Annotated in this window: 18 protein-coding genes; 11 read left to right on the forward strand and 7 right to left on the reverse strand. The window is 66.6% G+C overall.

Going from position 1 to position 20,172, the window contains the following annotated elements; genetic code table 11:
* Positions 1-38: 38 nt before the first annotated feature.
* Entirely contained in the window at positions 39-935 is an 897-nt protein-coding gene (locus HUN07_RS05450; RefSeq protein ID WP_174914455.1) for a pseudouridine synthase, read from the reverse strand.
* A 389-nt stretch (positions 936-1,324) separates the two neighbouring features.
* On the opposite strand from HUN07_RS05450, the gene HUN07_RS05455 reads away from it, so the two are divergent.
* Genes HUN07_RS05455 through HUN07_RS05465 form a run of 3 tightly spaced genes read left to right on the forward strand, consistent with a single transcriptional unit; the run spans position 1,325 to position 3,797 of the window.
* Positions 1,325-2,314, forward strand: a complete 990-nt coding sequence (locus HUN07_RS05455) for an alpha/beta hydrolase (protein WP_174908383.1) — start codon at positions 1,325-1,327, stop codon at positions 2,312-2,314.
* Between the two features lie 56 nt (positions 2,315-2,370).
* The gene (locus HUN07_RS05460) at positions 2,371-3,252 is read left to right on the forward strand and encodes an oxidoreductase (RefSeq protein ID WP_174908385.1); all 882 of its coding nucleotides are present in this window, start codon (positions 2,371-2,373) and stop codon (positions 3,250-3,252) included.
* Positions 3,253-3,257: 5 nt separating this feature from the next.
* Positions 3,258-3,797, forward strand: coding sequence for a VOC family protein (locus tag HUN07_RS05465; protein ID WP_114720862.1), 540 nt, complete (start codon positions 3,258-3,260; stop codon positions 3,795-3,797).
* Here HUN07_RS05465 and HUN07_RS05470 read toward each other — a convergent pair whose 3' ends face one another.
* Entirely contained in the window at positions 3,798-5,234 is a 1,437-nt protein-coding gene (locus HUN07_RS05470; protein WP_174908387.1) for an MFS transporter, read from the reverse strand. It lies immediately after the preceding gene.
* Between the two features lie 34 nt (positions 5,235-5,268).
* On the reverse strand, positions 5,269-5,631 hold the full coding sequence (locus HUN07_RS26820; protein ID WP_254622807.1) for a hypothetical protein: 363 nt from the start codon (positions 5,629-5,631) through the stop codon (positions 5,269-5,271).
* A gap of 582 nt (positions 5,632-6,213) precedes the next feature.
* Between HUN07_RS26820 and HUN07_RS05480 the strand changes: the two genes are divergently transcribed.
* Complete coding sequence (locus HUN07_RS05480; protein WP_174908389.1) at positions 6,214-8,646, forward strand: ATP-dependent Clp protease ATP-binding subunit; 2,433 nt, start codon at positions 6,214-6,216, stop codon at positions 8,644-8,646.
* Between the two features lie 62 nt (positions 8,647-8,708).
* Here the strand turns inward: HUN07_RS05480 and HUN07_RS05485 are convergent, their stop codons facing one another.
* Entirely contained in the window at positions 8,709-9,290 is a 582-nt protein-coding gene (locus HUN07_RS05485) for a TetR/AcrR family transcriptional regulator (protein ID WP_114720873.1), read from the reverse strand.
* Between the two features lie 186 nt (positions 9,291-9,476).
* Here HUN07_RS05485 and HUN07_RS05490 point away from each other — a divergent pair, with 186 nt between their 5' ends.
* The 3 genes from HUN07_RS05490 (at position 9,477) to HUN07_RS05500 (ending at position 11,856) form a co-directional block, all read left to right on the forward strand.
* On the forward strand, positions 9,477-10,232 hold the full coding sequence (locus HUN07_RS05490; RefSeq protein WP_174908391.1) for an SDR family NAD(P)-dependent oxidoreductase: 756 nt from the start codon (positions 9,477-9,479) through the stop codon (positions 10,230-10,232).
* A gap of 101 nt (positions 10,233-10,333) precedes the next feature.
* Complete coding sequence (locus HUN07_RS05495) at positions 10,334-10,606, forward strand: hypothetical protein (RefSeq protein WP_114720878.1); 273 nt, start codon at positions 10,334-10,336, stop codon at positions 10,604-10,606.
* 89 nt (positions 10,607-10,695) lie between these two features.
* Positions 10,696-11,856, forward strand: a complete 1,161-nt coding sequence (locus HUN07_RS05500; protein WP_174908393.1) for a Rieske 2Fe-2S domain-containing protein — start codon at positions 10,696-10,698, stop codon at positions 11,854-11,856.
* 87 nt (positions 11,857-11,943) lie between these two features.
* On the opposite strand, the gene HUN07_RS05505 is transcribed toward HUN07_RS05500, so the two are convergent.
* Positions 11,944-13,329 (reverse strand): PucR family transcriptional regulator, encoded by a 1,386-nt coding sequence (locus HUN07_RS05505; RefSeq protein ID WP_254622808.1) that lies wholly within the window; start codon positions 13,327-13,329, stop codon positions 11,944-11,946.
* 36 nt (positions 13,330-13,365) lie between these two features.
* On the opposite strand from HUN07_RS05505, the gene HUN07_RS05510 reads away from it, so the two are divergent.
* From HUN07_RS05510 to HUN07_RS05520, 3 genes are read left to right on the forward strand one after another with little or no spacing between them, the layout of a single operon-like run.
* Positions 13,366-13,932: a GDSL-type esterase/lipase family protein gene (locus HUN07_RS05510; protein ID WP_254622809.1), complete on the forward strand. Its 567-nt coding sequence runs from the start codon at positions 13,366-13,368 to the stop codon at positions 13,930-13,932.
* A gap of 52 nt (positions 13,933-13,984) precedes the next feature.
* Positions 13,985-15,334, forward strand: a complete 1,350-nt coding sequence (locus HUN07_RS05515) for a spinster family MFS transporter (protein ID WP_174908395.1) — start codon at positions 13,985-13,987, stop codon at positions 15,332-15,334.
* Positions 15,335-15,366: 32 nt separating this feature from the next.
* Positions 15,367-16,227: an alpha/beta hydrolase family protein gene (locus HUN07_RS05520; RefSeq protein WP_174908397.1), complete on the forward strand. Its 861-nt coding sequence runs from the start codon at positions 15,367-15,369 to the stop codon at positions 16,225-16,227.
* A gap of 110 nt (positions 16,228-16,337) precedes the next feature.
* Here HUN07_RS05520 and HUN07_RS05525 read toward each other — a convergent pair whose 3' ends face one another.
* Positions 16,338-17,846 (reverse strand): carboxylesterase/lipase family protein, encoded by a 1,509-nt coding sequence (locus HUN07_RS05525; RefSeq protein WP_174908398.1) that lies wholly within the window; start codon positions 17,844-17,846, stop codon positions 16,338-16,340.
* The gene (locus tag HUN07_RS05530) at positions 17,843-18,469 is read right to left on the reverse strand and encodes a TetR/AcrR family transcriptional regulator (protein WP_217487185.1); all 627 of its coding nucleotides are present in this window, start codon (positions 18,467-18,469) and stop codon (positions 17,843-17,845) included. The genes HUN07_RS05525 and HUN07_RS05530 overlap by 4 nt, the downstream gene beginning before the upstream one ends.
* Before the next feature lie 152 nt (positions 18,470-18,621).
* Here HUN07_RS05530 and HUN07_RS05535 point away from each other — a divergent pair, with 152 nt between their 5' ends.
* Positions 18,622-20,133, forward strand: coding sequence for a long-chain-fatty-acid--CoA ligase (locus HUN07_RS05535; protein ID WP_174908400.1), 1,512 nt, complete (start codon positions 18,622-18,624; stop codon positions 20,131-20,133).
* The last annotated feature ends 39 nt before the right edge of the window (positions 20,134-20,172 follow it).

The raw sequence follows: 20,172 nt of genomic DNA on the forward strand, positions 1-20,172 counted from the left end.
GGGCCCGGGTTCGCCCGCGGAGTGGGAGAGTGCCGCGTTCAGGCCTCGAGCGCGCGACGGCTCTCGAAGCGGCGTCGCGCACCCGAGAACGGGTCGTCGAACTCGATGCTGCGCGCGAGGAGCTGCAGGGGCGTCGAGTAGTCGTCGCCCGCGACGTCGTAGAACTCCGGGTAGAAGTTGTCGCCGAGGATCGGGAGGCCCAGGGAGCTCATGTGCAGTCGCAGCTGGTGGGTCTTGCCCGTGTGCGGCAGGAGTCGATAGCGGCCGATGCCGTCGCGCGTTCCGATGAGTTCGATTCGGCTCTCGGCGTTCGGCGGGCCGGGAATCTCGCGGGCCTGTAGCACCCCGCGCTCCTTGATGATTCGGCTGCGGACGGTGACGGGCAGCTGCACGGTCGGATCGTGGCGCGCCAGCGCCTCGTACTCCTTCGTCACGCGACGTTCGTCGAACAGCGACTGGTAGGCCCGTCGCGCCTCCCGTCGGATGGTGAACACCAGGACCCCCGCCGTGATCCGGTCCAGGCGGTGGGCGGGAGTGAGTTCGGGGAGGTTGAGGTCGCGGCGCAGGCGGACCAGTGCTGATTCGACGACGTAGGCCCCGCGAGGGGTGCTCGCGAGGAAGTGTGGCTTGTCGACGACGAGGAGGTTCTCGTCACGGTGCAGGATCTCGATCTCGAACGGCACCCGCTTCTCGACCGGGGGGTCGCGGTAGAGGTAGACGAACCCGTGCGGGCGGTACCCGGTGTCGCGGGTGATCGGGGAGCCGTGCTGGTCGACGATCTCGCCCGCGTCGACCTTCTCGAGCAGTCGCGCCGCGTCGTCGGGGAAGCGGTCCAGCAGGTAGGCGAGGGCGGTGGGCCAGGTCTGGGCGTTCGGCAACCGGAGGCGGGTGGGGTTGAGGCCGTCGCGGACGGGCAGGGGGGGCGGCGGGCACATTCCGACGGTACCCGCCGGCGCGGGGGCAGACGTCGACGCCGACGCGAGTTGTGCGCAGGTCGTTGACGTGCACACCTCCTTAACTTACCCTTCAGTAAGTTACGGTGTCCACCGCTCTCGAGGGGTGTGTGGTGGCGCTGTCGTCACGCCGGTGCGCTGCGGTCGCGGATCCGCGCCGCACGCGCCGCCGGCGGCCCGGCAATGGGTAGCACGAAAACGGCCGATTCCGTGAAATCCATCTTGATTCTCAGAGAACTCTCACGAATATGAATTCGAGAGCTTCGCCACACCCTGCGGGTGTTAACGCCGCGACGCGTATCTAAGATCAACACGGTGATCGGATTCAGTTTGTTCGTCGAGATCGGCGGCTCGTGTAGGAAGAAGCATTGATGTATTTCGCCGGAGATCGACAGAGAATCTGGAAGAACCCCGTAGCGCTGGTGCTCGCCGTGCTGCTCGCGTTCGCCGGGGTGGCGGCGGGGGCGGCGCCGGTTGCGGCCGCCGAGCCGAGCCGTCAGGTGCAGCGGGGCGGCTACCAGGAGTTGTGGGTTCCTTCCTCGATGGGGGACATCAAGGTTCAGGTCCAGTGGGCTGCGCGGGGTGGCGGCGCGTCGTTGTACCTCCTGGACGGCATGCGGGCCCGGGACGATCGCAATGCCTGGACCTTCGAGACCAACGCGATGGAACAGTTCGCGCTCGACAACGTCACCGTTGTCATGCCGGTCGGCGGCGAGGCGAGTTTCTATTCGGACTGGTACAACCCCAGTAATTTCAACAACCAGAAGGTCACCTACAAGTGGGAGACATTCCTGACTCGTGAATTGCCGGATTATCTCGCCAATTTCGGCGTGGACCGGACCAATACCGGGATTCTGGGACTATCGATGGGCGGAACGGCCGCGATGACGCTCGCCGCCTATCATCGCGATCAATTCAAATTCGCCGGTTCGTTGTCGGGCTACCTCCACACGACGGCCCCCGGAGGTCGGGAGGCCATCAGGCTGGCGCTGTACGACGCCGGCCGCTACAACGCCGATTCGATGTGGGGCTTCCCCTGGGATCCGGCGTGGCTCCGTAACGACCCGTTCGTATCTGCGCCGCAATTGCAGGGATTGTCGCTCTACGTCTCGGCGGGCAGCGGAATCCCGGGTATGTACGACCATCCGTCCGACCCGGTCGGGTACTGGAATACCACGATGGGCATGGGCCTCGAATTCATCTCGATGATCACCTCGCGGGCATTCCAGGTTCGACTCCACACCCTCGGAATCCCGGCGACTTTCAAGTTCAACGCCACGGGCATTCATGCCTGGCCGTACTGGTCGGCCGAACTGTGGCAGGCCCGGCCGCAGATCCTGAATGCACTGAACGCGTGGTGAGAGAACAACACGCGTAGGTCCGCCTCCGCTGATCGTGATTTCCGTAGTCTGTGGCCATGACCACATGGACCACGCGGGACATCGTCGATCAGCGGGGCCGGACGTTCGTCGTGACCGGCGCGAACAGCGGCCTGGGTGCCGAGGCCGCCAAGGCGCTCGCGAAGGCCGGTGCGCACGTCGTGCTCGCGTGTCGTGACGTCGACAAGGGGAGCGCCGTCGCGGCGGAACTGGGGGAGAACGCCGAGGTTCGCAGGCTCGACCTCGCGGACCTGGCGTCGGTACGCGAGTTCGCGGACTCGGTCGACGGCCTCGACGTTCTGGTGAACAACGCCGGGGTCATGGCGGTTCCGCTGCGTCGCACCGTCGACGGGTTCGAGATGCAGATCGGTACCAACCATCTCGGCCATTTCGTGTTGACCGGGCTGTTGCTCGACAAGGTGCGCGACCGGGTCGTGACGATGTCGAGCGCGATGCACAAGATCGGCACCATCGACCTCGACGACCTCAATTGGGAGCGCAGGTCGTACCGGCGCTGGCCGGCGTACGGGCAGTCGAAGCTCGCGAATCTGTTGTTCGCGTACGAGTTGCAGCGGCGGCTGGCGGCATCGGGGTCCACCGTCAAGTCGCTCGCGTCGCATCCGGGGTACGCGTCCACCAATCTGCAGTCGCACACCGAGTCGATCTCGAGCCGGGTCATGGCCCTGGCCGACCCGTTCATCGCGCAGTCCGCGGAGATGGGCGCGCTGCCGATGCTGTACGCCGCGACGGTGCCCGACGCGATCGGCGGCAGCTACCTCGGCCCGTCGTCGATGTTCGAGACGCGGGGCTATCCCAAAGTGGTTTCCTCGAACCGGAAGTCGCACGACCGGAGCGTTGCACGACAATTGTGGACGCTGTCGGAGCAACTGACCGGCGTCAACTACAACTTCGGAGGCTGACCGCGTTGGCGATCGAGCGACTCAACCATGCCGTGCTGTTCGTGTCGGACCTGCAGCGCAGCCTGGCGTTCTACCAGGATGTGCTGGGGTTCAAGGCACTTCCGGGTGCGTTCCCGGGTGCGGCCTTCCTGCAGGCGCCGGACTCGGCGAACGATCACGACCTGGGCCTGTTCCAGAGCCCGAACCCGAGCAGCGGCGTCACGCCGGGCAACGTCGGTCTCTACCACCTGGCGTGGGAGGTCGACACGCTCGCAAACCTGGCGGAGATGCGGGACCGATTGATCGCAGCGGGCGCGCTGACGGGCGCCAGCAACCACTGTTCGACGAAGGCACTGTATGCGCAGGATCCGGACGGCATCGAGTTCGAGGTGTGCTGGTTGGTGCCGGACGAACTCGCGATCGACGAGTTGGTTCCTGCTCAGCCGCCGACCCGTCCGCTCGACATCGCCGCCGAGATCGCCCGCTACGGTGCCGACACGCACGGCGGCCCGCGCACCGATCGGCATCTGTGGGAGCGGGTGCACGCGGCGCGCGCTCGCCGCTGATCAGCCGGCGGTTGCCTCGACGGCGCGACGGGCCGCCCGGTTCGGCCGGGCGTCCCGCGGCGCGGCCCGCCACGCGGTCCCGCCGCCGACGAGTGCCAGCGCTGCGAAGCTGAACAGCAGCAGCTGCGCCGAGCGCAGCTCGGACTGTCCGCCGAGATTTACCAGCACACCGGCCAGCGCGGTGCCGAATGCATTGGCGATCAACTGCACGGTGTTGATCGCGGCGGAGGCACGGGCACCCTCAGCGGGTTCGGCCACGGCGCTCATGGCACCGACCGCAAGGTGCGGCCACGCGATGCCGATGCCCGCGCCGGCGATGATCAGCCCGGCCGCCCAGAGCGCGACGCGTCCGCTGCCGGCCTGCTCGGCCAGGGCCACCGCCATGATTGCGAGCCCGGCCGCGGCGAGGATCGGTCCGGACCGCACGATCCGGCGGACCACGTCAGGCGCGGCGGCCGACGCGCTCGGAATCTCGCCCACCGTCCAGCCGAGTGCCAGTGCGGCACCGAGGAATCCGGCCACAACGGGGGCCAACCCCGCGAGTTGCTGCCCGAACAGCGGGACGAACGTCTCGACCGTCGACGCCATCGCGAGGACTGTGATGGTCAGGTAGACCCACTTCAGGGGCGACCGGGTGAACGTCGACGGTGGCAGCACCCCGTGCGGGCTGCGCCGGTCCGCCGCGACGAACCACACGACCAGCGCCACCGCACCGGCGACGGCGACACCGGCGATCGCGGCGTCGGCCAGGAGGCCGGCGACGCTCACCAGGAGAGTTGCGGCGGTGAGCAGCGCCAGCGGGACGACCGGCACGGGCGCGACGACGCGGTCGCGATCGCCCGTGCGCCGTGGAAGGACCATCGGTACGAGGACGGTCACCGCGACGGTGCACGCGATCAGCGCACCGAAGGCCCAGCGCCACGCGCCGAACTGGGCGAACACCCCGCCGACGGCGGGACCCACCAGAGTGCCGACACCCCACATGGTGGAAACCAGTGCGGTGGCGCGGGTCCAGAGGTGCCGGGGCAACGCGGAGTTGATCACCGCGTAGCCGAGACCGGCGAGCAGACCGCCGCCGAAACCCTGCACGGCCCGTCCGGCCAGTAGCAGTTCCATCGTCGGGCTCAGCGCGCACACCGCGGTTCCGAAGGCGAAGAGCGCGAGGCCGATCAGGTAGGCGCCGCGGGGGCCGCGGGCGGCGAGCGTGCGGCTGACGATCATGGAGGAGAACACCGATGCGATGAGGAAGACGGTCGACGTCCAGGCGTAGTAGCGGAGCCCGCCGATGTCGTCGATCGCGGTGGGTAGCAGGCTGCTCGTGAGGTAGACGTTGGTCGCGTACAACGCCTCGCCTCCGGCCAACACGGCGGCGGCACCGAGATGTCGTCCGGTCAGCAGCTGATGCCAGGTACCGGAGGCCTCGGTTCGGGTGTTCATGGACCCGAAGGTAGAAGCTCGAGTGCGCTCGAGGTCAAGGCGAGTTCGGCTCGGGCGCCCACGGCCTGTCCGAGGTTCGGCGCCATTCGGTCGGCTCGTCGTCGATGGTGATGACGCCGTCGCGCAGCCAGAAGGTGGCATCCGGGTCCCAGCCGGCGAGCACGGTTGCGCCCGAGTTCGCGACGAGCGGGATCGCGACTCCGGGTGTGCTGAGGTAGCCGTGCACGGTCAGGTGCACCCCGTCGTAGTCGGCGGCGACGGCAACCCGGTCCGGGATGAACCAGTCGAGGTACTGCCCGGTGGTGGAGTACCAGTCGGAGCGCCGCGACGCCGGTACCGGAAACGGATACGTGTCGACCAGGTGTGCCCAGTCCGCCGGACCCCCGATCTCGTACACCCGGGGTGTGCCGTGGACGCGAACGGGCCGGACCCGGGCGCGCGCCTGGGCGATCGAGCGCAGCGCCGCGACGACGTCGGGTGGGCGAACAGTAGATCCTCCTCGTCCGGTGGCTGCCAGTAGCGCGCGAAGTCCACGGCGAGGGCATCGAGCAGTTCGGCTTCCGGCAGTGCGGCCACTGCCCGGACGTCGACCTTGTCGAGGACGGCCAGCACGGCGTCGTGTGTCCGCGGCCGAAAGTGCAGAGAAACCTGCTCCTCGTCGCTGCACAGGTAGCCGACGTTGGCGGCGAAGAACCTTCCGCGCGGGCAGCCCAGAAGCTGCGGCACCGTGGCGAGACCCCTGTCCATGGGTCGACGGTACTTCCGCGCGCAGCCGAAAGTGTGTCGGCTCTCACAGCCGTCGGGTCGTCGGTCGTCGTTGTGGAGAAGCATCGAGGTCAGAGGGCTGGCGGGTTCGGTGGGTGCGGTGTGCGCGGGTGGTCGGACGCTCTCGTGCCAAAGATTCTGGACGGTCGGGAATTGAATCCGATCGAGGCATGTTCCATGAGTCGATAAGACTCAACTTTGGAGGAGGCTGCGAATGCCGGCATTCTTCGGGCCCGAGGGGCCCGGGCGCATCGACATCACCCGGCTCATGAGCAACGAAGCTCAGGTGCTCATGGCGGAGGCCGCGCAGTACGCGGCCGGACGCGGTGATGCGGGCCTCGACGCACTGCATATCCTGCACGTGGCCGCGGTCAAGGACCCGGTGCGCGACATGGTGAAGCGTGTGGGCGGGGACCCGGAGGCGATCTCGAAGGCTGCGGAGGCCCACCTGCCGCGCGGCCGTGAGGCGATCTCGACCCCTCCCGCGGTGACTGCCGCGGGACGTCGGGCACTGCTCGACGCTCACCAGATCGCACGCGCACTCGGCTCGACCTACATCGATCCCGAGCACATCTTCCTGTCGCTGGTCTCCAACGGGGACTCCGCGACCGGACGTGTCCTGGCGTCGGCCGGCGTGACACCCGAGTCGATGCAGTCCGCTGTGAACGCGGGTCCTGCCGAACCCCAGCAGGATTCGGCCACGCCAATTCTGGACAAGTACGGCACCGATCTCACCGAGCGCGCTCGCTCCGGCGGCGTCGACCCGGTGATCGGACGTGCCGACGAGATCGAGCAGACCATCGAGATCCTCGCGCGCCGGACCAAGAACAACCCGGTGCTGGTCGGCGAGGCCGGCGTCGGCAAGACCGCCGTCGTCGAGGGGCTGGCGCAGCGCATCGTGGACGGCGACGTCCCGGAGGTGTTGGCGGACAAGAGGATCGTCCAGCTGGACCTGGCGGGCATGCTCTCCGGTACCCGCTACCGCGGCGACTTCGAGGAGCGGCTGACCAAGGCCGTCGACGAGATCGTCGCGCAGAACGGCCAGGTCATCGTCTTCATCGACGAGATCCACACCATCGTGGGTGCGGGTGCCGGCGGTGAGGGTGCGATGGACGCCGGGAACATCCTCAAGCCCAAGCTGGCCCGGGGTGACCTGCACATCGTCGGCGCCACCACGCTCGACGAGTACCGCAAGCACATCGAGAAGGACTCGGCCCTCGAACGACGCTTCCAGCCGGTGACGGTGAACGAGCCGAGTCCCGAGGACGCCGAGGCGATCCTGACGGGCCTGCGGGAGCGGTACGAGGAGCATCACCGTGTCCGCTACACCGACGAGGCCATCACCGCCGCGGTCGAGTTGTCGTCGCGATACATCGCCGACCGGTTCCTGCCGGACAAGGCGATCGACCTCCTCGACCAGGCGGGCGCGCGAAAGCGCCTGCAGCTCGGCGCATCCAATCCGGATGCGAAGGCGCTGCAGCAGCGGATCGCTCGGCTCGAACAGGACAAGGACAGCGCGGTGCAGGCCGAGCAGTACGAGCGTGCGTCGCAGCTGCGGGACGAGATCGCGGGTGTGGAGAAGCGGCTGGCGGAGGCTCGTGACGGCGAACCCGTCGCGACGGAGGTTCCGGCCGTGACGGCCGAGGACATCGCCGAGGTGGTCGCCCGGGCCACCGGTATCCCGGCCAGCCAGATGACGCAGAAGGAGAAGGAGCGTCTGCGCCGGCTGGAGGACGAGCTGCACCAGCGGGTCGTCGGCCAGGAGGACGCGGTCAAGGCCATCGCACGCGCGGTGCGCCGCAGCCGGACCGGCATGGGCGATCCGCGTCGGCCCGTCGGCAGCTTCCTGTTCCTGGGGCCCACCGGCGTCGGCAAGACCGAGCTCGCGAAGGCGTTGGCGCAGTCGCTGTTCGGTGACGAGAGCAAGATGCTGCGGCTCGACATGAGCGAGTTCGGCGAGCGGCACACCGCGAGCCGACTGGTCGGCGCCCCTCCGGGGTACGTCGGCTACGGCGAGGCCGGTCAGCTCACCGAACAGGTGCGCCGGCACCCGTACTCGGTGATCCTGCTCGACGAGATCGAGAAGGCGCACCCGGACGTGTTCAACGTCCTGCTGCAGGTGCTCGACGACGGCCGGCTGACCGACGGTCAGGGTCGGACGGTGGACTTCAAGAACACCGTCCTGATCATGACGAGCAACCTCGGCTCGGGCATCATCTCGAGCAAGGGCGGGGCGCTCGGCTTCACCACCGGTGACGCCGCCGCGGCCGAGAAGCCGTTGCGCGACAGGGTGATGGGGCGCCTTCGGGAGTCCTTCCGGCCGGAGTTCCTCAACCGGATCGACGAGATCGTGACCTTCCGGAAGCTCGAGGCACAGCCGTTGCACCGGATCACCGATCTGCTGCTGAGCGAGAGCCGTGATCGGCTGCGGGCCAAGGACATCGACATCGAGTTCACGCCCGATGCGGTGGACTGGATTGCCGAGCACGGGCACCAGCCCGAGTTCGGTGCGCGGCCGCTGCGCCGGACCATCGCCCGGGAGGTCGACGATCGCATCGCCGATCTGCTGCTGGACGACGTGCTCGACGCGGGTGGTCGGATCACCGTGACCGTCGCGGACGACGAGCTGGACCTCGTCGTGAGCTGATCGCGGTAGAAGAAGGGGCGGTACAGGCGAATTCGATTCGCCTGTACCGCCCCTTCGTGTGTCTAACGGACCCGCAGTCCGTCGATGAAGATCGACGTGATCTCGTGTGCGAACTGTGCGTTCGACTTCGTCGGGGACTTCCGGAACCACCGGCTGGTGAGCCACACCGCGTCGCGCATCAGCTGGTAGAAGGTGGCGGACTCGACGTCGCTGCGGAGATCGCCCGACGCCTGCGCCTCCTCGATGCACTGCAGCCATAACGTCGCCGCGAAATCGCCCTTGTCGTCGAGGCTGGCCTCGAGCATCTGATCGCGCATGTAGTCCGTCTCGACCTGCCAGATCGCGGTCGCGTGACGGTGGTTCTCGGCGGAGTCGATCGCGACCAGGACGAGGGCCTCGAGCCGCTCGATCGGCGGAAGGCCCTGGCCGATCACCTCGGAGCACTTCTCGTACAGCTCGTCGACGTACACCCGGATGATCTCGGTGACGATCGCGTCCTTGGACGGGAAGTAGTGGTAGAGCGTGCCGGAGTAGACGCCGCACGCGTCGGCGATCTCGCGGACCGTCGTCGCGGAGATGCCCTTCGTTGCGAAGATCTCACCGGAACGTTCGAGTATCTGACGCCGACGTTCCTGCGGATCCATTCGGACTTCCCCCTGTACCTGGGTCGATTCTGTGTCGGTCGAGGCGCCTCATGCTACCTGTGCCCGCACAGCCCGCGCCCGACCCGGCAAGGCAATCCTACATTGATTGAGCGTTTGCTCAATTCGGTGTCTTGGATCACAATGATCGGCGACTTGTGACCGAGTGAGCAGCAGCAGGAGTGATTGATGGGTGTACTCGAGGGTGACGTCGCGCTGGTGACGGGCGCCGGACAGGGGATCGGGCGGGGAATCGCGCTCGCCCTCGCGGTCGACGGCGCGCGCGTCGCGGTCGTCGGCCGGACCCTGTCCAAGGTGGCCGACACCGCCGACGAGATCGTCCGCAGGGGAGGCGACGCGGTCGCCCTCCGGTGCGACGTCACCGACCCCGAACAGATCGACGCCGTGGTCGCCGACGTGGTGGCGCGGTACGGAAGCCTGTCGATTCTGGTGAACAATGCCCAGACGCCGGCGCACGGTACGCTGCTCGAGGTCAGCGAAGACGACTACCGCGGCAGCATGAACTCGGGACCGCTGGCGACCCTGCGGATGATGCGGGCGTGCCACCCGCACCTGAAGGGCCGTGGGTCGATCGTCAACCTGGGGTCGGCGGCCGGGCTGAAGTGGGATCCCACCGGGACAGGCGCGTACGCCGCGGCGAAGGAGGCCGTCCGGGTGCTCACCCGGACGGCGGCCTGCGAGTGGGGCGCCGACGGCATCCGCGTCAACGCCATCCTGCCGCTGGCGTCGACGCCCCTGATGGACGAGTGGGCCGATCTCAATCCGGAGGCGTACGGCGAGTACCTCCGGAGCGTGCCGCTGGGGCGTCTGGGCGACGCCGAAACCGATATCGGGCCGGCCGTGGTGTTCCTGTGCAGCGCCTCCGCGCGGTACATCACCGGCCATTCGCTGCCGGTGGACGGAGGACAGGCTTTCCTGAGGTGATGATCGGTCGAATTCTTTACCGCTCAACGGAAATGGACCAGGAAGAGCGCACTGCCTACTCGTACGCTCGCTGAATACAGTTCCAACGGAAAGGTCGCACAATGCAACCGATCGAATGTGGATCGTGCGGTAACCGGGTACTCGTCGAGAAGTTCAGCCCGACTCACACCAGTACCCAGTGGGTCGACGACGCGGAGAGCAACTGCGCCGAATTCCGCGCACAGGCCGAGAAGGGCGTGCACAGCATGTACGTCCGCACGTGCTACTCGCTGCGTAACACCATCGACGAGGCGGTCGAGAACGGCACCATCGCGGAGTCCTACCGCACCGTGCCGGTCGCGGGATCGACGCAGGAAGTCCGCTCGTACACCTAGTCATCGGAACCAGATTCTCTGTGGTTCCGGGGGTTTTCATGCGGCTTGCACAAGGGCGAGCACGCGAACACATCATTTGAGGAGGCAAGATGACCGAGATCGCCGACGACGTCGAGGTTCGGGAGATCGAGGCGGGCAAGAACCCCGATCGTTTCGCGCGTGGCTGGCACTGCATCGGCCGTGCCAAGGATTTCCGCGACGGGAAGCCGCACCAGGTCAAGATCTTCGGCACCGACCTGGTCGTGTTCGAGGACAGCAAGGGCGAGCTCCAGGTTCTCGACGCGTTCTGCCGTCACATGGGTGGCAACCTCGCGATGGGTGAGATCAAGGGCGACAACATCGCCTGCCCGTTCCACGACTGGCGTTGGAACGGCAAGGGCAAGTGCACGGAGATCCCCTACGCTCGCCGCGTTCCCCCGGTCGCCAAGACCAAGGCGTGGGTCAAGCTCGAGCGCAACGGCCTGTTCTTCGTGTACAGCGACCCGCAGGGCAACCCGCCGCCGGCCGACGTCACGATCCCGCAGATCGAGGGCTTCGACGAGGGCGGCTGGAGCGACTGGAGCTGGAACACCTACTACGTCGAGGGCTCGCACTGCCGCGAGATCGTCGACAACGTGGTGGACATGGCGCACTTCTTCTACGTGCACTTCCAGATCCCGACCTACTTCAAGAACATCTTCGAGGGTCACGTCGCGACCCAGGTGATGCGCTCGGGTGGTCGTGACGACATCCAGACCGGCGTCCAGCTGGGTATGGCCGAGGCCGAGACGATCTCGGACGCTTCGTACTTCGGTCCGTCCTTCATGCTGGACACCGTCTACACGGTTGCCGGCGACATCAAGGTCGAGACCAAGCTGGCGAACTGCCACTACCCGATCACGAACAACTCGTTCCTGCTGCAGTGGGGCACCGTCGTCAAGCGGACCGAGGGTCTGTCGGACGAGGACGCCAAGGCGATGGCGGAGCAGTTCACCGAGGGCGTCGAGCACCAGTTCAAGCAGGACATCGCGATCTGGAACCACAAGAGCCGGATCGAGAACCCGCTGCTGACCGAGGAAGACGGCCCGGTCTACCAGCTGCGTCGCTGGTACCAGCAGTTCTACGTCGACGTCGAGGACGTCACCGAGGACATGACCAAGCGGTTCGAGTTCGAGGTCGACACCACCCGCGCACAGGAGAACTGGCGTGACGTGGTCGCGGACAACGTCGCGAAGGGCGTCAAGCCCGTCGAGCTGGTCGCGGACGTCTAGGTCTGCCGACTGCAACGCCTGTGCCCCTGCCGAATTGTTCGGTAGGGGCGCAGGAGTTTTCAGGTTCGGTGGGGGAGCGGTGAAGATCTACAGCGAGGGTGCGGTTCTCGAAACCCGAGCCGTCTGAGTCGCATCCGTCGCCCGTCTCGCCGCCACCGCCGCAACGAGACGCACCAGGTCGGGTGCTGTCCCGACGTCCAAGCCGGTGAGGGTAGCGACTTTTCGCAGCCTGTAGGCCACCGTGTTCGGGTGTACGTGCAACGCAGCGGCCGCGGCGGAGCGGTCGCAGCCGGTGTCGAGGTAGGACTCCAGCGTTTCGAGCACGACCGGGTTGGACTGCAACGGTGACAGAAGGTCTGCCAGCAGCGGCGTCGCTGCGCTCGGCCGGGTGAGCTGATATTCGAGCGCGACGTCCCGGAGTCGCACGGTGCCGTTGCCGCGCCCGCATCGGCGGGCGACGTCGAGGATCTCTCGAGCCTGCTCGTATGCCTGTGGCACCTTCTGTGGCGCTGCCACCGACACTGCCGTCAGGACCGCGGCACCGATCGTCCGCTCCATGTCCCGCAGGTTCCGACTCAGTTGCGCGTACTGTGCGCTGTCCTGCCAGTCGTCCACCCCAGGGGTGGGCTCGAGAATCGGGATCAGGACACCGCCGCCACTGCTCGTGAGCATGCTCAACGCGTTGTCGCGGCCGACGTTGTCCAACTCGCGCTGTAATCGCCGAACCTTACGACGTTCTGCCACCACCGCGTCGATACCGGCCGACCGCTCGTCCGGATGGGGTTCGACGTGGAGCGACAGCACCCAGTACAAGCGGGGAAGGTCGATACCGAACCGTTCCGCTGTCCCCGTGGTATTCGGGCCGGACGTCAACTCCAGGAACAAGTCTCGCCGCGCTGAGTCCTCCTCGCCGTGAACCGCTGGATCGGAGCCGTATCCTGCCAGCACCGCGGTTGTCGCTGCCAGCAGGTGCCTGTGCAGCAGCGTTCCGGCCCGCGACAGGTCAGTGGTGTCCTCGGGGCCGGCGAGGTCACCGATCACTTTCCACCAGTGATCGACAGCGAGGTGATACGCGTGCAGCACCTCCGCGAGCGGAACCAGTTCCTCTGCCCGCCGCTGCGCCGACGCGCGGATCCGCATCAATCCCTCGTCGTCCGTCGTCTGCAACGACCGCAGGCTCGCGATGAGCACCTCGAAGTTGCACCGGATGATCACCGTGACGTCGCTGCGTACTGCTTCTTCGGGCAGTGACCGATAGAACGGCACCTGCCTCCATACCAACTCGACCGTCGCCGCCACGATTGTGTGGGTGCGCTGGGCGAGCTGATCGGCTATCGGTCGGCCACCGATGGCGATGGGTTTGTCCACAGGCACAACACTCCTCCGATAGTCGGTTTGCTCAAACAACGACGACCTGTCGCTTTCCGGTGAATATGTAATACGCATCACTCCGAAATCGACAAGTCCGACCACAGTGAGCCTGCCCGCCGACCGAAGGAGGTGTCCGCCGTGCGTTCCTTGATCCAGCTAGAAGCGCTGAGCGCGGACACCGACCTCGTCACCGTCACCATCGGCGCCAACGACATCAATCTGGTCACCACTGCACCCCGCTGCCTCAATCCGCTTCCGGAGCGGTACGGCACCTCGTGTGCAGACGCGTTCACCGCCGGTGGTGTCGACCAGCAGCGCCCGCTCGTCGACCAGGTCGCCCCGCAGTGGGGAACGGCGCTCGACGAGATCCGGGCACACGCGCCGAACGCCGAGATCGTCGTCGTCGGCTACGGCACCTACACGCACCCGGGTGGATGCCCAGACCGGCAACCGATGTGGCCGCGCGACGCTGACTACCTGCAGAACGTCATCGATTCCGTCGACGATGCCATGGCGGCCCAGGCACGTTCCCGTGCAATGGCATTCGTCGATATCCGAACGGTGCCCTCCGGGCACGACATCTGCGCCGACGTGAGCCGGGCGCACTATGCCGGCGTCGTGCCCGCTGAATCCGCTGTACCACTGCACCCGACCGCACTGGGTATGCAGGCGATCGGCGCCTACGTCGCCGAACAGATCCGCTGATCCGCCCTTTCGGCCTACACGCCACCCTTCCCCTTCGACACTGAGGACTCCCATGTCGCTGCCTCGAACCGTGACGGGCGCCCCTGCCCCGGACACCGGCCGCACCACAATACTCAGCGGGGCGCTGGTCGCCCTGTTCCTCGCCAACCTCCTCAACTTCTTCGACCGGTCGATCCCTTCGGTCGTCGCCGAGCCGATCAAGCACGAATTCGCCCTCAGTGACTTGCAGTTGGGCCTGATCACGTCAGCCTTCACCGTTGTGTACGCGATCGCGGGACTGCCACTCGGGCGCCTTGCCGACCGCGGAAACCGCCCGGGGATCATCGGTGTCGGACTGCTTGTGTGGAGTGGTCTGACCGCAGCCACCGGGGCCGCTGGCAACTACATGCTCTTTGTCCTCGTCCGACTCGGCGTCGGTGTCGGAGAGGCCGCCTTCACCCCAGCCGCGAACTCGATGATCGGCGACCTCTATCAGGCCGATAGGCGTTCTCGTGCCGTCGGTATCTTCATGCTGGGACTCCCGATGGGGCTGATGCTCGCCTACTTCACGGTCGGCAGGATCGCCGAGGCCTTCGACTCGTGGCGGGCACCGTTCTTCGTCGCCGCGGTCCCGGGCGTCATCCTCGCGCTCGTGATGCTTCGGATGCGCGATCCCGAACGCGGTGGTGCTGAGCAGGTCTCGATCACCGAATCAGGCGCGATTCGGCGTCCGATCCGCCTCCTGCTGTCGATCCCGACCCTGCGCTGGCTGATCCTCGCCGGCCTGACCTTCAACTTTGCGGCCTATGCGGTCAACTCCTTCACAGTCCCGCTCCTGATGCGACAGTACGAACTGAAACTGACGTCCGCGGCCGTCGTCACCGGCGTCATCGTCGGGCTCACCGGGTTGTTCGGCCTGCTGCTCGGGGCTCGCTACGCCGACCGGGCCTCGGCCACCTCGCCGCGGTCCCGGCTGATGATCGGCGTCGTCGCCAGCGCCGTCGCGGCGCCGCTCACCGCGTTGGCGCTGATGCAGAAGGGCGGCAGCGTATTCCTGTTCGCCCTGCTGTTCTCGCTCGGCTGGCTGCTCGCCTACGGCTTCTACATCAGCGTGTATCCCGCGATTCACGACGTTGTCGTTCCGCAGCTACGTGCCACCGCAACCGCGTTGTTCTTCGCCGCGATGTACCTACTCGGAGGATTTGCCGGACCGGTTGTGGTCGGCGGCATCTCCGACTGGTTCGCCGAACGTGCGGCACACAGCGCCGGCGTGCAGGGCGTCGCGCAGTTCGCAGGCCAGGGTCTCAACTCCGCGCTCTACCTGGTGCCGTTGATGCTCGCACTGACCGCGGGTTTCATCTACCTCGCTAGCCGTCGGGTGGATGTGGACTCAATTCGTATGCGGTCCAGTCTCGCCGACTGACCGTGCCGATCAAATTCGAAAGGTAGACCTTCATGCGAAAATCCCTCAATCTGTTCGCGAATGCTGCAACGACGGTTGCGCTGTGCGCGACACTCGGGCTCACGGGCCCGGCCGGAACGGCGGCCGCCGAGACGCCCGGCATCCCGAGCGTCGGGCACGACTGGGCGGGTGCAGGGCCGTACACGCCGAACGTCTCGATCGGGCTGGTACATACTCTGTACTACCCGGGTGAGCTCGGCGCACGCGGCGAGAAGCACCCCGTGGTGATTTGGGGGAACGGGACCGGCGTGCTCCCCGGTGCGTACGCCTCGTTGTTGCGCCACTACGCCAGCCACGGATTCATCGTGGTCGCCGCCAATACCCCGGCGAGCAACTTCGCCGTCACCATGCGGTCGGGAATTGACCTCATCGCAGGCAAGGCAGCCAACCCATCGAGTGTCTTCTTCGGCAAGGTCGACCTGGAACACATTGGTGCGGTAGGGCATTCACAGGGCGGTTCGGCAGCGATCAATGCCGCGATCGACGACCGCGTCGACACCGCCGTCGCGATCCAGCCGGGCCCGCTCAACGATGTCGACCTCATCGACGAGCCCGTTCTCTATCTCGCAGGTGAGGCCGACGCAATCGTCTGGCCGGCAGTGGTGCGGGCGATGTACGAGGACGCCGACCACGTGCCCGCCGAGTATCTGGAACTGCGCGACGCTACGCACTTCGGCACATCGATCACCGGCGGCGATATGCGCGGACCGAGCACGGCGTGGCTGCGGTACTGGCTACTCGACGATCCGAACGCCCGCACCGAGTTCTTCGGCGCGAGCTGCGGGTACTGCACTGACACCCAGCAGTTCTCGGACTTCGACCGCAACGATCTGGCCCGGCAGATCCCGGGCTGACGGTCGAGTCCCGCGCTGGAGGCACTGTGTGCGCTGCGCATGGCGGATGTCACCCCGTCGAAGGCATGGCCTTCGGCGGGGTGACATCCGCTTCGATCAGGCAGCCGTGGTCACCGGATGCCGCTCCACAATTGCCGTCGCTGTGCATGCGGATCCGTCTGCACGGCGGAGACGGTATCGAAGCGCATAGTTGCTCGGTCACGAACGGTGTAAGGCGCCCAGCCGGGATCACCGTGTGTCGCGAATGCGATCCACGCGGCGTGCATGGTGTCGGCCAAATCCTGCGGCGGGCGTGCTCCCACCACGTTCTCGAACCCCTCGAGGCCGAGGTTGTCGAAGACGAACGGGATCTCGGCGGTATGGCAAGCGCCCAGTCGGCCATCGAAGGTCGGTGGTTGCCAAGCGAATTCGTAGGCGTAGGTGCGTCCCCGGCCGTTGTCGGCATGTGCCTCTGCCAGCCGGATGGCGGGTATCCGGTAGAACCAGTCGGTGCCGACGGCCGCGAGTAGGTCTCCGGGACCTGCATTCGGATCGGCTTCTCGGTAAACCGGCAGTGCGACATCGGGGTCGAGCCCGTACGCGGCAACCGCGCCATGCGTCAGCTCGGCTGTGACCGCGTCGATCGCGCCGACCGGAACCAGGAAGTAGCGGAACTCCTCGGTGTTGCATCCGATCAGCACGTCGACGTCGCCGCCCGCGCCGTCCGCTATCGCTTCGGGCGGCGTTACCGGGAGCACTTCGCCGTCCACCACGGGCTCGAACGGCATGAGGTTTCGCGTCACCTCACCCCACCGTTGCGGATTCGGGTCGGCTGACACCGCGGCCCGCAACTGTTGCTGGGCGGCCAGCACCCGGTCCGCGGGCACAGCGGCGAGGGCTTCCTGGGTTGGCGAAATCCCCAGCAGGGAAGCCAGTTCTTCCGAGATCCGCTCGGCGGTCTCGGGCCGTATCGTGTGGTGGGCCGCGCCACTCTGCAGGATTGCGCGCTGGAACAAGCCTTCGGCTGGTGGGGAGGCGAGTAGCGCTCCGATGCTCATGGCGCCGGCGGATTCGCCGAATACCGTCACAGCCGTGGGGTCGCCGCCGAACGCTGCGATATTGTCGCGAACCCAGCGCAACGCCGCGATCTGGTCGCGCAGGCCGAGATTCGTGACCTGCCCGCGTAGCTGTCCGAACCCGTCGACGCCGAGCCGGTAGTTGATGGTCACCAGCACGACACCGTCGCGGGCGAATGCGGTGCCGTCGTAGGCGGTGGTCGAACCGGAGCCGTTGGTGAACGCACCACCGTGGATCCATACCATCACCGGCGCCGTGCCGTTCGGATCCGGTGTCCACACATTGAGGTTCAGGTAGTCCTCGCCCGGGATGAACACTTCGGAAATCAGCGCATCATAGGGAGGTGCATAGGGGGAGGCCGGTGCGGTGGGTCCGTACTCGCTCGCGTCTCGCACTCCGTCCCACCTGGGACATAGCTGGGGTGGAGCGAACCGGCGTGCACCGACCGGTGCAGCTGCGTAGGGAATTCCCTTGAAGGAGACCACACCCGTGGTCGGATCCGTCCGGCCGCGTACCGCTCCGTCGGTGGTGGTGACGACAGCACTCTGCGCGGCGCGTGTCATCGCACTGCTCCTTCGTCCGCTCCGGCGATGCGCAGGGCGTAACGCACATAATTGTCGGCCACCTCGTCCGGGGTGAACGGCTCGTCCGGCCCGAACCACTGAGCTACCTGCATGGCCATCCCGCCGATGGCTATCGCACCCAGTTGGAGGTTCTCGATTCGGAAGACGCCTTCGGCGACGCCGATTTCGAGCGCATCGACCAGCAGTCGGCTGCACGATGACCGCAATTCCAAAGCGGGCGCGGCCACTTCTTCAGGTAGCGCGTGTAGCTCTGAGTTCGTCACCACGGCCAGCAGGGGGAAATCGGTGTGCAGCAGCACATGCGCGCGTACCAGCGCCGACAGCTGGGCCACCGCTGTGGGCTCGGCGGCAGCGAGTGCGTTCGTCAGCCGTGCGTGCAGCGCGCGGTGCCCGATCAGCACCAACTCCGCCAGGATCTGTTCCTTGGATCGGTAGTGCGCGTACAGGCTCGCCGAGGTGATCCCGACCTGGTTGGCGATCTTGCGGATGGATACCGCGCTGTATCCGGATTCGGCGAAGAGTGCCAGCGCGGCTCGAAGTATCGTCCCCCGCGTTCCGGCAGACGCGACGCCCTCGGGTAGTTCCACGGGCACTGATGCCACCCGCCGCGGTTTCCACACTGACATATCCACCTCGGACTCCTTCGTTCTGCTCCGACCGGTTGCCTACCGATCGATCGGTTGACATCGTACGCGAGATGGATCGATAGTTAGGCGATTCTCAGCGACAACCGATCGATCGGCAGGGAGATTAAGTGACGAATCTGGCAACCACGCTGACGGACTCGGCCCGACGGCATCCAGACCGGATCGCGGTGATCTGCGGCGAGCAGCAACTCACCTACGCCGAATTGGAGACAGCCAGCGCCGCACTGGCGCTCGAACTGCGCGAGCGCGGGGTTCGGTCGGGCGAGCGCGTCGCGATGATGGTGCCGAATGTTCCGATGTTCGCGATCGCCTATTACGCGATCCTGCGATCCGGCGCGATTGTGGTACCGATGAATCCGCTGCTCAAACCCCGCGAAGTCGCCCACCAACTCGCCGACAGCACCGCAGCGTTGTTGCTCGCCTGGCACGACGCCGCCGAATCGATCCCCGGTGCGGCGCTCGCTGACGTCGAATGCCTGACGGTGCATCCGGATTCATTCGTGAACCGGTCGCCGGTGCAGGAGCATCAGGGCGCCGTTGCGCTCCGAGATCCGTCGGACACCGCGGTCATCCTCTACACCTCGGGCACCACCGGCAAGCCGAAAGGCGCTGAGCTCTCCCATCGCAACCTCATGCGCAATCAGCAGGTCACGAGCACCAGCCTGCTGCAGCTGACCGAGGACGATGTCGTGTTCGGAGGCTTGCCGTTGTTCCACGCGTTCGGGCAGACCGTAACCCTGACCTCGGCCATCGCTCACGGCGCATGCCTCACTCTTCTGCCCCGTTTCGACGCCACCGATGCACTGCAGGTCCTGACCCGGGACCGCGTCACCGTCTTCGCCGCCGTGCCGACCATGTACGCCGCGCTGCTCGCGCATCCCGATCGTGGCGACTACGACCTGAGCGCGCTACGGGTCTGCGTGTCCGGCGGCGCGGCGCTGCCGGTGGAGACACTGCACGCCTTCGAGGAGCAGTTCGACACGGTGATCCTCGAAGGCTGGGGGCTGTCGGAGACCTCGCCGGTGGCGTGCTTCAGCCATCCGGATGCGCTGCGCAAAGCAGGCAGTATCGGTACGCCGATCGCCGGCATCAGCATGTGTGTGCTCGGCGACGACGGGCGTGAACTGGGCGTTGGGGAGGTCGGAGAAATCGCGGTGCACGGCCACAACGTGATGAAGGGCTACTGGCGTCAGCCCGCCGCCACCGCAGCAGTGCTCTCGGACGGCTGGTTCCGGACAGGCGACCTCGGCCGGGTCGACTCCGACGGCTATTACTGGATCATGGACCGGAAGAAGGACCTGATCATCCGCGGCGGATTCAACATCTATCCACGCGAAATCGAAGAAGTCCTCTACGAACACCCCGACGTCGAAATGGCTGCCGTCATGGGCATTCCCGCACACGCCCTGGGCGAAGAGGTCGGTGCTGCCGTCGTACTTCGGCCCGGCTCGCGAACTACGCCCGAGGAACTGCGGACCTTCGTCCGCGAGCGCGTCGCCCCCTACAAGTATCCGCGCCACATCTGGCTGGTCGATGAACTGTCCAAGGGCGCCACCGGGAAGATTCTCAAACGCGCGATCGTCATTCCCGACAGCGTCGTCGCTGCTGTCTCGGCGTGAAATCACCCTCGCCGGCGGGCGAATGACAACTGAGGGTGG

Origin of the sequence: Rhodococcus sp. W8901 (assembly GCF_013348805.1) — a bacterium.
Lineage (GTDB): Bacteria > Actinomycetota > Actinomycetes > Mycobacteriales > Mycobacteriaceae > Prescottella.